This window comes from Limnoraphis robusta CS-951 (genome assembly GCF_000972705.2).
Map to the genome: position 1 here is coordinate 33,067 of NZ_LATL02000055.1, position 13,894 is coordinate 46,960.

The 13,894-nt window shown below is 39.8% G+C and carries 12 protein-coding genes; 9 read left to right on the forward strand and 3 right to left on the reverse strand.

All coding sequences use genetic code 11. From position 1 onward, the window contains the following. The first annotated feature begins 54 nt into the window (after nucleotides 1–54). The 6 genes from WN50_RS04360 to WN50_RS04385 all read left to right on the forward strand — a co-directional run bounded on the left by WN50_RS04360 (nucleotide 55) and on the right by WN50_RS04385 (nucleotide 5,942). Nucleotides 55–888, forward strand: coding sequence for a Tab2/Atab2 family RNA-binding protein (locus WN50_RS04360; RefSeq protein WP_046277007.1), 834 nt, complete (start codon nucleotides 55–57; stop codon nucleotides 886–888). 42 nt (nucleotides 889–930) lie between these two features. Beyond that, nucleotides 931–2,214 (forward strand): ATP-binding protein, encoded by a 1,284-nt coding sequence (locus WN50_RS04365; RefSeq protein WP_046277008.1) that lies wholly within the window; start codon nucleotides 931–933, stop codon nucleotides 2,212–2,214. A gap of 4 nt (nucleotides 2,215–2,218) precedes the next feature. Further along, on the forward strand, nucleotides 2,219–3,958 hold the full coding sequence (locus WN50_RS04370) for a tetratricopeptide repeat protein (protein WP_046277009.1): 1,740 nt from the start codon (nucleotides 2,219–2,221) through the stop codon (nucleotides 3,956–3,958). Between the two features lie 56 nt (nucleotides 3,959–4,014). Next, nucleotides 4,015–4,656, forward strand: a complete 642-nt coding sequence (locus tag WN50_RS04375) for a hypothetical protein (RefSeq protein WP_046277010.1) — start codon at nucleotides 4,015–4,017, stop codon at nucleotides 4,654–4,656. A 148-nt stretch (nucleotides 4,657–4,804) separates the two neighbouring features. After that, the gene (locus WN50_RS04380) at nucleotides 4,805–5,239 is read left to right on the forward strand and encodes a DUF29 family protein (RefSeq protein WP_046277011.1); all 435 of its coding nucleotides are present in this window, start codon (nucleotides 4,805–4,807) and stop codon (nucleotides 5,237–5,239) included. Between the two features lie 268 nt (nucleotides 5,240–5,507). Then, entirely contained in the window at nucleotides 5,508–5,942 is a 435-nt protein-coding gene (locus tag WN50_RS04385; protein WP_046277012.1) for a DUF29 family protein, read from the forward strand. Between the two features lie 207 nt (nucleotides 5,943–6,149). Here the strand turns inward: WN50_RS04385 and WN50_RS04390 are convergent, their stop codons facing one another. The 3 genes from WN50_RS04390 to WN50_RS04400 all read right to left on the reverse strand — a co-directional run bounded on the left by WN50_RS04390 (nucleotide 6,150) and on the right by WN50_RS04400 (nucleotide 10,250). Next, nucleotides 6,150–7,112: a TIGR03885 family FMN-dependent LLM class oxidoreductase gene (locus WN50_RS04390; RefSeq protein WP_046277013.1), complete on the reverse strand. Its 963-nt coding sequence runs from the start codon at nucleotides 7,110–7,112 to the stop codon at nucleotides 6,150–6,152. Between the two features lie 98 nt (nucleotides 7,113–7,210). Then, nucleotides 7,211–8,848, reverse strand: coding sequence for an alpha-amylase family protein (locus WN50_RS04395; protein WP_046277014.1), 1,638 nt, complete (start codon nucleotides 8,846–8,848; stop codon nucleotides 7,211–7,213). A gap of 322 nt (nucleotides 8,849–9,170) precedes the next feature. Then, nucleotides 9,171–10,250 carry a transglutaminase domain-containing protein gene (locus WN50_RS04400; protein WP_049558046.1) on the reverse strand — a complete coding sequence of 360 codons (1,080 nt, stop codon included), beginning with the start codon at nucleotides 10,248–10,250 and terminating at the stop codon, nucleotides 9,171–9,173. 577 nt (nucleotides 10,251–10,827) lie between these two features. Between WN50_RS04400 and rbfA the strand changes: the two genes are divergently transcribed. The 3 genes from rbfA (at nucleotide 10,828) to WN50_RS04415 (ending at nucleotide 13,443) form a co-directional block, all read left to right on the forward strand. Further along, entirely contained in the window at nucleotides 10,828–11,256 is a 429-nt protein-coding gene (rbfA, locus tag WN50_RS04405; protein WP_046277015.1) for a 30S ribosome-binding factor RbfA, read from the forward strand. Further along, nucleotides 11,253–12,860 carry a glycoside hydrolase family 3 N-terminal domain-containing protein gene (locus WN50_RS04410; RefSeq protein ID WP_049558048.1) on the forward strand — a complete coding sequence of 536 codons (1,608 nt, stop codon included), beginning with the start codon at nucleotides 11,253–11,255 and terminating at the stop codon, nucleotides 12,858–12,860. Before rbfA ends, WN50_RS04410 begins: the two co-directional genes overlap by 4 nt. Before the next feature lie 358 nt (nucleotides 12,861–13,218). After that, the gene (locus WN50_RS04415) at nucleotides 13,219–13,443 is read left to right on the forward strand and encodes a DUF4327 family protein (protein ID WP_046281793.1); all 225 of its coding nucleotides are present in this window, start codon (nucleotides 13,219–13,221) and stop codon (nucleotides 13,441–13,443) included. Nucleotides 13,444–13,894: the final 451 nt, after the last annotated feature.

Sequence of the window (13,894 nt, forward strand, 5' to 3'; positions counted from 1 at the left end):
GATAGCTTTGATCTCAATAGCAACAGCATTTACAGCGATGATTCCTATTATCCCATGTTGATTTGGCAAGCTGACTTTTATCGCCGTCCTCTCGGTGATACCACCGGACAACCCCTCTGGGAGTTGTTGATCTGTGATCAGAGTCGCAGTATTGAATATCTCGCCTTCTGTCCCCAGTCTCAGGTGAATTCAACTTGGTTGACTCAACAGTTACAACAAGCAACGCAAACTGAGAAACCCGATGTGATTTGGGTTTTTCGTCCTCAATCTCTCAGTTTAATGGAAATCGCCGCCGCAACGCTAGGAATTCCTGTTAAACCTAACCGTCGCACTACAACGCTTAAACAATGGCTACAGCAACGGGTTGAAGATTATCCCAAACTCGCAGGTTATACCAACGAACCCTACAAACCGATAGATTTGGATAAACCGCCTCCTGTTCCCATTCCTGAGAATTTATGGGGGGATGTTTGGCGGTTTGCAACCTTACCCGCAGGAGAAATTGTTGATGCGTTTAGCGATCGCCCGATTCCTTTTTTAGAAATGCCGGATTTTTTGCATCCAATTCATTTAAAATTACCTTCAACGGTTGCCGTTCCCGGTATTGTAATTAATGGCGGGCGTCAGTCGATGCAATTAGCGCGTTGGTTAGGGGAAAATCAGCCTGTTTCGTTGCATTATATTCCCGGTTCTCCCGATGGATTAATTTTAGAAGCGGGATTAGTAGATCGGTGGGTATTAGCAACCTTTGAAGATGCGGAAGTTAGCGAAGCGGCTAAGATGTTTACCGAACGAAAACAGTTAACCAAAGGGTTACATTTTTTGTTAGTTCAACCGGATGATTCGGGGATGACTTATACCGGGTTTTGGTTGTTAAGACCAGAGTAAAAACTGTTAATATAAGTTGTTAGTCGAGAAAAGACCACAGCCATGAGTGAGCTATTAGAAACCTTTCGAGAAGCCTACAGAAACTTAGAACTGCTTCCCCTGTTAACCGAGAAAGAACTGAATCAATTTCGGGTGGAATACGGACAGGAAACCCTAGAAGAATTAGAACAACTCGTTGAAGATAGTCCCTCGGGAGACGGGAAGATTATATTTGCAGGACATCGAGGCTGCGGAAAATCAACCTTATTAGCCGAATTTAGCCGACAGCTAGATAAACGCTATTTTGTTGTATTTTTCTCGATTTCTGACTTGATAGAAATGTCGGATGTGAATCATATTAATATTTTATTTGCCATTGCGGTTCGTTTGATGGAGGAAGCGGAGAAAAAAGACGTTAAAATAAAATCCACAACTAAAGAACAGTTTTATAAATGGTTCGCCAGTCGCACAAAAACCGAAACCGAACAATTTAACGCGGAGGTGGGTGCGGGGTTTGACTTGTTTAAAATTATTACCGGAAAGTTAAAGGCAGATGCAACAGTCCGCCAAGAAATAAAACAGGAGTTCATGCGGAAAATATCGGATTTAATTGCTAGAATTAACGAAATAGCCGCAGTGATTGTAGGCGCGACCAAACAAGAAATATTGGTCATTATTGATGATTTGGATAAATTAGATTTGGCTTTGGTGCGAGAAGTTTATCAAAATCATATTAAAGCTTTGTTTCAGCCCAACTTTAGGATGATATTAACCATTCCAATTTCGGCTTTACGAGAAGTTGAATTAACGGCAACTCTAACCACAGAAACGAACGATCAAGTTGTCAAAATGTCCGTTTCCAAACTGTTTGATAAAGGAGAACGTCGTCTTCCTGATTCTACACCCAAACCCGAACCCGCAGCCATTTTAAAGGAAATTATAGAAAAACGAATTCTCCCGGAACTGTTTGAACCGGAAATTGTGGAACAAATTATTATTTATAGCGGGGGTGTATTGCGGGAGTTAATTAGAATTTCAAACGAATGTTGTCGAATTTGTTTGCGGTTAATTCGGCGTAACCCCGAAAATAAAGAGATTAAAATTAATCGGGATATATTCCAGCAAGCGATTACAAAAATTAGCCTTGATTTTGATATGAGAATTGGTACCACAGATTATGAAATCTTAGAGACAACCTATCGAGAATTTCGCCCGAATGACCCCAAAGATCAACGGTTTTTAGACTTGCTACATGGATTGTATGTTTTAGAGTACCGGAATGCTGAACTTTGGTACGATATTCATCCCATTGTTACAGAACTGTTGCAACAGCGAGGACATATTTAAAATTATGGAATCAGCAAATTTATTTGAACCTTCAATTGATAATCAAGAGAATTATGACGATTTAATCGTTTCAATAGAAGCAAGTCAAAATCAACTCAATCTCTTAATTGCTGTCTGCGACGATAGCGAATATCGAGATCAAATTATTCAACGCTACGAAGCCGAACTTACTCCAGAAATTAGCTGTTATCAGGTTCAATTAGCACGGGGAGAACCGAGTTTAAAAGCGGCAATTTCAGCCTTGGTTAAAAAGAAAAAACCGTTACAACAGAGAAAACAAGCCGTTATCACGGTTACGGGTGCAGAACAACTGTATTTTCTGCGTCACGGTGACGAACGTTCAGAACAGGAAATTTTCTTTGGATATTTGCAATGGACAAGGGAAGCTTTGCGTCAATTTCCCTTTTCAATTGTGTTGTGGATAACCTCTCAAATTGAACAAGAACTCAGCAAACAAGCCCCCGATTTTTGGAGTTGGCGAAAAGGGGTGTTTAGATTTAAGTCGAAGCAGAAAAAGCTGGTTTCTGCCAACGAGTTTCAACCTTTTAGAGAGATGTTTCAACTCAGATTTTCCGAAGTTGACGAAGACGAACCCTATTTTTTACCCATCGAAGATTTAAAAGCGTTAATTCAGGATATTGAACAGGAAAAAGGAACGGATGATGCTAGTTTGGCGACGTTGTATGCACGGCTGGGAGAAATTTATAAACGTCGAATAGAACAGGGAGACTGTGAAGACTATCAGCAAGAACAGACGTTAGCAATTGAGTATTTTCAGAAGGCTATCAGTTTACAACAAAAGCTAAATTTAGAGATTGAATTAGCAGAAAGTCTAAACAATTTGGCATCACTCTACAAGTCTCAAGGGAAATATGAACAAGCTAAACCTCTCTATTTACTAGCCTTAGAGATGAGACAGCAGTTGTCAGGAAAACAGCATCCCGATGTGGCAACCAGTCTAAACAATTTGGCATCACTCTACAAGTCTCAAGGGAAATATAAACAAGCTGAACCTCTCTATTTACTAGCCTTAGAGATGAGAAAACAGTTATTCGGAGAACAGCATCCCGATGTGGCAAATAGCCTCAACAATTTGGCAAATCTCTATTTATCCCAAGGGAAATATGAAGAAGCCGAACCTTTGTTTAAAAAAGTTTTAGAGATGAGGCAGCAGTTGTTAGGAAAAAAACATCTTGATGTGGCAACCAGTCTCAACAATTTAGCAACTCTCTACAAATCTCAAGGCAAATATGAACAAGCTGAATCTTTGTTTCAGCAAGCTTTAGAAATGAGAGAAAAGTTATTAGGGCTTGAGCATCCATTTGTGGCAACTAGCCTCAACAATTTGGCATCACTTTATGAATCTCAAGGGAGATATGAACAAGCAGAATTCCTCTATTTACAAGCTTTAGAAATGAAACAAAAATTATTAGGACTACAGCATCCGTCTGTGGCAACCAGCCTCAACAATTTGGCACTATTCTACTCATCCCAAGGCAAATATGAACAAGCAGAATCTCTCTATCTACAAGCCTTAGAAATGAAACAGCAGTTATTGGGACAGCACCATCCATCTATAGTAACCACTCTTCACAATTTAGCATCTCTCTACTATTTTCAGGGAAAATATGAACAAGCAAAATCCTTTGGTCAAAAAGCTTTAGCTATGGCTAAAGAAGTTCTAGGCGTTAATCATCCTAATACCAAAAAGATTCTGGAAAACTTAGACTCTGTGTTGAACTGATCCCGTTGTTATGATATTCTATAAGAATCACAAAATTAACCGAATAAATAGCTTTTATGGAAGTTATAATCATCATAACTGTTCTTTTACTTATATTGGCTACTTTATACTTTCTCGGACAACAACAAAAGAAAAAAATTAAAAAGGCTATTGAAACCCATATTAAAGAAATTAGTCAGAATCCAGAGAACGACGATGCTTATGAAAAATTATTAGAAGCATGGAAGCCAAAATACTTGTTAATAAAAGAAATAAAAAAATATTATCTTCAGGTTTTAAAATTGTGTCAAACGCATTCTTCCAAAGCAAAAATATGGAGATTAGCTCGAGAACTGGCAGAAAACCAATTAATTATTTTAAATAAAAAATACAAAATTTCATTTGATAAGCAACAAGAAGAAAAAATATTTAAGCTTTTGAAGACCAACCTGTTTAACGAAATTAACAACAGAGAAATTAGATCGGATATTGTTTTAATGTTTTACTTGATTGGGGAAATACAACCTTCAGAAACCAAAAATATGTACGACATGGCATTAAAAATGCTAGAAGAAAACCCTAACAGTAAAGAGATGAAAACACTTGCTCTTGATCTAGGAAGGTTGCATTATTGTGTAAATAGGGGAACTAATACATTAAGTTTGTATGATGAACAAGCGATTCAAAATGACATTATAACTAGAATGGATTCAAATTGATAAAAATCAAGAATAGTAGGGTGGGTTAAGGTAGTCGGACTGATAATTTAACGCTTTGGGAATGGTTTTCACCCACCCTAAAGGTTCAAAGGAATTTAGAGAGGTTCTCAATGCTAAAATTAAATTATCCTTGATTAATTTTCAGATAATGGAAGAAATTCTAGAGTTAAAACAATTGTTACTGAAAGGCGACATCAAAGGGTCACTGGCTATTGTTGAGGAACTAGAAGAAATGAGTCGGGATGACATCATCAACAATATTCGTAGCTATGCCGTTATTTTACTTCTCCATTTAATTAAACAACAAGCCGAAAATCGCACGACTCGTTCCTGGGATGTTTCCATTCGGAATTCTGTCCGAGAAATTAAACGAAAAAATAAGCGACGTAAAGCCGGAGGTTATTATCTCAGTCAAGAAGAACTGATGGAAACTCTAGAAGAAGCCTATTTAAATGCGATAGATCAAGCTTCCTTAGAAGTGGAAGAAGGACGCTATGATTATCGGGAATTAGAACAAAAGGTTAATCGAATTGAAATTTTGAATCAAGCGATGAATTTAATTAACGCAGATGAAGTGAAATAAGGAGAGGTTATTCAAAGTCCCTCGCCTCACCCCCCTTTTTAAGGGGGGCAGGGGGGATTGGAGAGGGATTTAGGGAGAGGTTCTTCAAAGTTCCTCGCCTTACCTCCCTTTTTAAGGGGGGCAGGGGGGATTGGAGAGGGATTTAGGGAGAGGTTCTTCAAACTTCCTCGCCTTACCTCCCTTTTTAAGGGGGGCAGGGGGGATTGGAGAGGGATTTAGAGAGGTTTTCAATGCTAAAATAAAACTATCCTTGATTAATTTTCAGATAATGGAAGAAATTCTAGAATTAAAACAATTGTTACTGAAAGGCGACATCAAAGGATCATTAACCCTAGTTGACGAGTTAGAGGAAATGGGTCGCAAAGATATTATTAACAATATTCGCAGTTATGCAGTCATTTTGCTACTTCATTTAATTAAACAACAAGCGGAAAATCGCACCACTCGTTCCTGGGATGTTTCCATTCGCAACTCTGCTTTAGAAATTCAAGATTTAAACGAACGTCCTAAATCAAAAGGAGTTTATTTGAATACAGAAGAATTATATCAAATTCTAGAAAAAGCCTATCCCCAAGCTATTAACAAAGCTTCCTTAGAAGTGGAAGAAGGACGTTATGATTATCGGGAATTAGAACAAAAGGTTAATCGAATTGAAATTTTGAATCAAGCGATGAATTTAATTAACGCAGATGACGTGAAATAAAGAGAGGTTATTCAAAGTCCCTCGCCTTACCTCCCTTTTTAAGGGGGGATTAAGGGGGGATTGGAGAGGGATTTAGGGAGAGGTTATTCAAAGTTCCTCACCTTACCTCCCTTTTTAAGGGGGGCAGGGGGGATTGGAGAGGGATTTAGGGAGAGGTTCTTCAAAGTCCCTCGCCTTGTAGGAGACTGTTAATAGAAGTTGTTATTTTTAGAGAAGACGGGGTAAAACGGTTTTACCAAAAGTTTCAATAAATTGCTCTTGTTCTCGATTAACGTTATGTAAAATCAACTCATCAAATCCCAGTTCAATATCTTGCTTTAACCATTCAATATGCTGCTCTACGTTCGACGAAACTCGCACATTTTTTTCTAAATCTTCTAAAGTGACAAATTCTCCAATAGCATCAAATTGTTGAGGAGTTTTTAGATCGGATAAAACCTGACTTGCAAAAATATTATTTCGCCATTGATCATAAGCATCTTTTTTAGCAATATTTTCATCAGAATGATAAGATAACTGAACCTTTAAAATCATCGGTTTTCCTTGTCCTCCTCCCCGATGAAATGCCTCCACAACTTCTTTTAATTGTTCAGGAGGACGAGAGGTGGTTATCAGTCCATCCGCCCAACTACCGAGCCATTGAGCGGTTTTTGCGGTGATTGCAGCCCCAATCATTAAGGGATTTGTTTCGGGGCGAGTATAGAGTTTTGCTTCTTCAATAGATACTAAACCTCGATGGGTTACTGTTTCCCCTGACCACAACGCCCGAATAATATCAACACATTCTTTTAAACGGGTATTGCGATCGCTTTTACAAGGCCATTTATCACCTGTAATTTGTTCATTTAAGGCTTGACCACTGCCAACAGTTAACCAAAAACGATCAGGAAACATTTCCGCTAAAGTTGCTGCGGCTTGGGCAATAATAGCGGGGTGATAGCGTTGACCAGGGGCGCAAACAATGCGATAGGATAAATTTGGGGTTGCTTGCATTGCAGCGCCTAACCAAGACCAAGCAAAACCGCTTTGTCCCTGGTTTTCACTCCAAGGATAAAAATGATCGGAAGATAAGCATAAATTAAACCCCGCTTTGTCAGCTTGTTGAACATAATTTAACAGTTGACTGGGTTTAAATTGTTCGTGGGAGGCATGATAACCAATTTTAACCATTACTATTTTCCTTTAATTGTTAGCAGTCATAATCTTACTCACGAATTTGAACAAATAATCTAACACCCAAAACACCTGAAACCCAAACCTAATTTTACTTATTTTTGACTCACCCTTAACCAACGATAACCATAGGCGGATAAGGGAATGTTCTTGAAATCATGTTGAAGGGGTTCATAATAGTTATCTCCAAAAATATCCATTAAATATTGATAATCGTCGTTAGATTTTATGGTTACTTTACAATAGTCATTCCCTAAGTTGTGTAGGACTAAAATTGCATCATCTTCACCCAAACAACAGTGAGCAAAAACGGCTGGATGATCAGTTTCTAATATAGACCATTTTCCTTCACCTAATTGAGAATATTGTTTACGAATCCGAATTAAACGTTCTGTCCAATTAATCAAAGCAGTTGGATCGCGTTGTTGTTCAGAAACATTGAGAGATTGATAACCATATTTCCCGTCTTTAATCACAGGTCGAGTTAAATTTTCAGTCGCACTATTAGAAAATTCACCATTGGGTTGATTTGACCATTGCATCGGTGTTCGCACACTGGTACGACCCTCTAACGACAGGTCATCCCCCATGCCAATTTCTTCACCATACCGCAATAAAGGAGTCCCTGGTAAACTGAAAATTAAACTATAAATGAGTTCAATTTGTTTGCGATTTCCATTCACCATTGGCGGAAGTCTGCGTCGAATTCCTCGCCCAAAAATTTGCATATTTTCTTCCGGTGCAAAGGTATCAAAGACTTCCTGACGTTCGGAATCACTGAGAATATCTAAGGTTAATTCATCGTGATGGCGAACAAAATTTAACCATTGGCTATGTTCAGGAATATCGGATATTTGTTTTAAAGCTTTCCCTAAAGTTGATGCGTCTTGACGAGCAAGAGCCAGAAATAGATATTGATTCAAATAAAAGTTAAATAACAGGTGCATTCGATCATCATTCCCAAAATAAATCGAAAATTTATCAGGGGAAACATTGGCTTCTGCTAATAACACTCCATCGGGACAATGATACTGCACAAATTTTCGCATTTTCTCTAAAAAGTGCTGTAAATCTTCGCTTGTTCCTCCCTCAATTCCCACACCTAGAATCAAAAAAGGAGCCGCGTCAATTCTAAACCCAGAAATGCCTAATTTTAACCAGAATTCCATGATTTTTAAAACTTCTTCTTGAACTTCTGGATTAGCTATATTCAAGTCTGGTTGTTCTTTTAAAAAATGATGCAGATAATAAGCTTCTGCTTGTTCGTCATATTCCCAGATACTATCTTCTACGCTTGGGAACATAATTAATTCTGGATTATTCTTGGGAGTTTCTTCTGACCAAACATAATAATTTCGATATTTAGAGTTTTTATCGGCTCTCGATTTTTGGAACCAGGGATGTTCAATGGATGTATGATTAACGACTAAATCAATTAAAACTCGTATTCCTTTATCTTCTGCTTTACGGATAAATTCGACAAAATCTCCTAATGTTCCTAAGCGAGAATCAATATTATAATAATCCATGATATCATAGCCATTATCTCGATTCGGAGATGGATAAAAAGGTAACAGCCATAAACAAGTAATTCCTAATCCCGATAAATAATCTAAGCTCTGTGTTAAACCTTCAAAATCTCCAACTCCATCGCCATTCGAGTCTTTAAATGTTTCTACATCTAGAGAATAAACAATAGCATTTTTGTACCACAAGTTTGACTCAATAATCATAAATTAAAAGAAAATTAAATACCGACCTAAGCCATCACAGAATTGCCTAGATTCCTCACATAGATTAACCTTGAGAGAGAGATTTGATCGTCTATCTCTAGTTGTATTTTTAATAATTTTTAACTGAATTGATTTTATCTTTTGGATGATGTAGAGATTCAAGATTCGTTTCTTTGTAAAAATCAACCTCAAGATAGATGATTTAAAATTGATTCTAGAATAAATCACTCAACAGACCGATTCAATCCCTAATCCCTGTAAGGGCGGGTTCTTTGAAATTTATAAGATCCATTCTAGATTAAACTAAACCCGCCCAAATCTATTAAGTGCTAAACCGAAACGCCCCTAAATATTGATAGGTTCCATATTGTTCTTGACTGCTAAATAGTCGAACTTCATGGTTTCCTGAACCCGGTAAAGAACAAGGAATATTAGACGTTTTACGAGTGGGAGGACTACAGAGAAAGGTTTGTCTATGTCCTTGGGGTACAACTTCCGCCATCATCCAACGATTTTTAGAATTTTCTAACTGAATATCAACCTTATTTTGGACTCGGATATTAGAAAGTTTAGGGGAAATTAACCGGAACCCTTCCGCAAAAAATTCAGGCTGTAAAGAGGGCTGTCTAATAAACTCAGGACGAGATAACGGACGAGCCAATAATTGCCAAGCGGAATCATTTGGAAGATGAGTCATAATCATCACTTCAGGAGGGGTCAGTAAATAGTTTGTTCGGTACTGTTTAACATAGTCCGAACCGTTAACATAGCCCGTGTCCCAAGTGACATCCATTAAATACCATTTATCATTAATTTTAATCCCATTCCAAGCATGACCTTCACCGCTTAAACCCCCATTCAAAGTGCGATAATCTCCGGGGATATAAGCCACTTCTAAACCTGCTGCTTTTCCTAAAGCTTGCATCAATCTCGCATATCCTGAACAAACGGCTTTACGAGTTCTAAAAACAGTTTGGGCATCTTGAGGTGGATAATATTTTCGCAGATAAGCGGCATAATCATATTCAATCTTTGTGACAACATAATCATGCAATGCTTTAACGACTAAAAACGGATCTGATTCTCGTTGAGTAATATATTGGGCAACAGATGTTATACTGGTTTCTGCTGAACTCGGCATTCGAGTAACAAGGGAATCAATGCTAGTTTTTTCCCAGGGCCAAGAATTAGTTTGCTGTCGAAAGGCGAGAGTTTGTTGTAGACTGGGAAGGCCTGAAGAATCTGCAACGGCTTTGAAAGTTGTGAGCGGATTGAGTACCGTCAAGCAGGAGATTATTGCCAAACTGAGCGCCAATATTTGCTTTTTTGTTCGTCTAATTTTCATCCATTTAAAAATCTGAAAAGATTTGAATAAAATCAATAAAGAAGCTTGCTTATTCATAGTTTCCACAAAACTTTTGCCGGGTAATGTCAGCTTTATTCCGATGATCAACACGCAGAAATGACTATCCCAACCTGCACCAGAGGTAGGAAAAACGTAAGAAATTCAATTGACTCATAATTCGCTCAGAGAGTATTCGGCTATAGGATTCGAGAGTAATTTTACGAATCCTTTTGACTCCCTTGTGAATTTAATTTCGCTCCGTTTCTTAGGATTTCCGGGAGTTTTGAGAATTGCTGTTATTTTTGTCAATCTAATTTAATCAAGCTTAAGTCAATTCAAACCCGAACTTTTTCAAGAAGTTTATGGCAGAGATTTTCCTGAAAATCGTCAGTATAGATGAAGGATTAATGAGATCAGTTGTCTTCCTCAATTCCATCAACAACCGTCAGTGTATAGAAAGTTTTTCTGATGGGGTTTACGGCTAACAGTTAAGCGACAAGAGCCAACAATTATTCACTGCGTTAAGCAATCTGACTCTTTAGAGAGGGAAACGAGTTCCCCAAAGCCAGAATTTAGGAAACAAGGGAAGACCCCACGTTAAACTGATAGGAGTCTAGCTTAGGTGAAGATTGTCATGCCTACAGATCGTCGAGTTTCCCGAGTGGCTGCACAGATTAAACGGGAGGTGAGTCAAATATTAATGCAAGAAGTCAAAGATGATCGAGTCGGAAGTGGTATGGTGAGCATCACAGATGTGGAAGTTGCAGGAGATCTTCAACACGTTAAAATCTTTGTGAGCATTTACGGTAGTGAAGAAGCTCGTCAAGAAACGATGGTAGGTTTACGAGCGGCGACGGGCTACATCCGCTCTACTCTCGGTCAACGGGTGCGTTTACGTCGAACTCCAGAAGTTGTGTTTTTAGAAGATCGTTCGTTAGAGCGAGGTGATAAAATGTTATCGCTGCTGAATCACATTTCTGAAAACCGGAAACCGGATGAAGATCAGCAACCTCTGGAGGATTCTTCAGAGCAATACATTCCTGATACTCCTCAACCTGAATGAATCTCTCGCTAGCAGAACAAGTCGCCCAGATGGTCGTGGTCCGAGCTTCCGGTTATCTGTTTGACCATCAAATTCGCTATCCGGTTTGGGAGCCTCCCTCTGCTCAGTTACAACATTGGTTGCAAGACTTGGGGGTGGGTGGGGTTCTTTTAGTCGATGGTAGCGCTGTAGAAATCACGGCTCGTACCCAACAACTCCAGTCTTGGGCGAAATTTCCCTTGCTGTTAGCCGCAGATATTGAAGAAGGGGTGGGTCAACGCTTTGCGGGAGCGACTTGGTTTCCACCCCCGATGACCATTGGAACTCTGGCGGCGACGGATGTTAAAAAGGCTGTAGACGCTGCAAAACAGATGGGAGCGATTACCGCTCAAGAAGCCTTAGCGATAGGTTTAAACTGGATTCTGGCTCCGGTGGTGGATGTAAATAATAACCCGGACAACCCGGTGATTAATGTGCGTTCGTTTGGAGAGACGGAGGGTACTGTTAGTCAGTTAGCGAGCGCCTTTATTCGCGGTTGTCAATCTTATCCGGTTCTCACGACAGCCAAACATTTTCCCGGTCATGGTGACACGGCGATTGATTCTCATTTAGAATTACCAACGATTCCCCATTGCGATCAACGTCTCCATCAGCTAGAGTTGCTTCCGTTTCAAGCGGCGATTTCTACTGGGGTTGATGCGGTGATGAGCGCTCATCTGTTAATAGCGGCTTGGGATGACCAACGACCTGCAACCTTGTCGAGATCTATTTTAACGGGTCAGTTGCGTCAAAACCTGGGGTTTGAAGGGTTGATTGTGACGGATGCGTTGGTGATGGGAGCGATCGCTAACCAGTATAGTCCAGAAGAAGCACCTGTCTTGGCAATAGAGGCGGGAGCTGATATTATATTGATGCCTGTTGATCCAGAGGTGGCAATTCGCTCTGTTTGCGATGCGGTGGTTTCGGGTCGAATTTCTCTAGAACGGATTCGAGCTTCTGTACAACGAATTTGGAAGGCGAAGGCGAAAGTCTATCCGGGATGGAATACAAAGCATCCGGGTTTGTTTCCGCCAGAGATTGAGAAACGATCTTTTAGCGGTTTGAGTCAAAGGTTATCGAGTCAGTCTGCTCAGACGGTGGTTTCTTATCTAGTACGGGAGACGTTGAAGATTGGAGGAACTATCCCGTTAGAACGCTCTTCTCAAACTCACACCCCCCCACTGCGAAATTTGGTGATTGTCGATGATTTGTTGAACTGTCCCTTTTTAGGCAATCATACTCCAGCGATCGCAGGTCCTGCTGAATGGGGTTATCAACTGCAATTGATTGACTCCAAAGAGCAACTTGTTGAGGAGTCGCTCTCGTCGGAGGGGGGTTTAACCTTGCTTCAGCTTTTTATTCGCGGAAATCCTTTTCGCGGAAGTGAGGGTTTGACTGAGGTTGCAGAGAATAGGCTTAAGAATTTATTAAAAACGGGTCAATTACAAGCCTTAGTGATTTACGGTAGTCCTTATGCTTTAGATCGGTTTAGACTTCAAATTCCACCGGATCTACCTTACGTCTTTTCTTTTGGTCAAATGCCATCTGCTCAGGCGGTTGTATTGAAAACCTTGTTTGGACTGTGAAGCCTTGCGCCTCGGGAGACCAAAAAATTGTAGATTTTGAGGATAGAAGCTGATTCTCAATTAAAATTGGATCATTCGCCCCCAAAGCTAGTATTTTTCGGCTAGCTAGGGGCAGTTGTTTTATAAATCAACTATGGTCGAATTTACTTGACCAAGGAGAGAGTGTTTACCGGAGTCAAACCCCCGTATGATCACCCTTTGAGGTGTATTTTAGGAAATTTTAATTTCTTTATGGAAAGATTAGAGGGGAATTGTAATCGCTTATACTGAAAAAAATACTTCCCTAAATTCGATTTTTCCATTATGATTAGATACTGATGCCGTAAACCACCAAAGGCAACCCCAAGAGGGCAAATCTATGACTTACACCACTGTTCAATACTCACTCAACTTGATCAAAGACGAGGCTCGCGAACTCGTGAGCCAAGGCGTCGTTAGCCGTCAACAGCCTATCTACACCCTCTGCCAATATATTCCGGCTCGGGAATGGGCAGGCGTGGAGTGCGAGTTAGAAGCTTGCAATTTCCTGCTACGAGATCGGATTGGCGATCTGATTGGCTGTGAAAAGTGGGATAACGATTAAACCTTGTTGAACTGGAAACCTAGCAATCATGCTTGTTTTCCCTAGAATAACCCTATGGTTTTCCCTGTGATGTAATCCAGATAACAGTTACCCAAAATTGGGCTGTGTTTGGAATCAGAAGTTACATTACCAAAAATTGCCGCACACGCCCCTACCTTTTAGGTATGGGGATATAAGGCCAGGAAAAATGCTATAATAACTCTACTGGCAGGGTATTCAACCAGTCTAAAAACCCAGCATCTAATGGATGCAATGAACCTTGAAAACTTAAGGTATGGGGTTCTTGCAAGAAATGCTTTGGCCATATAAAACCTTAAAGCACCAAGTACAGAGAATAAAGCATTTTTTCTCAAGTACGGTAGGGCATACCGAAACTATCTCTGAAATGGGATGAACGACTGGGGAGACTCACCCCTCTGGAGTAGGTTAGGAAACCAGCTTGCTGTAAGGG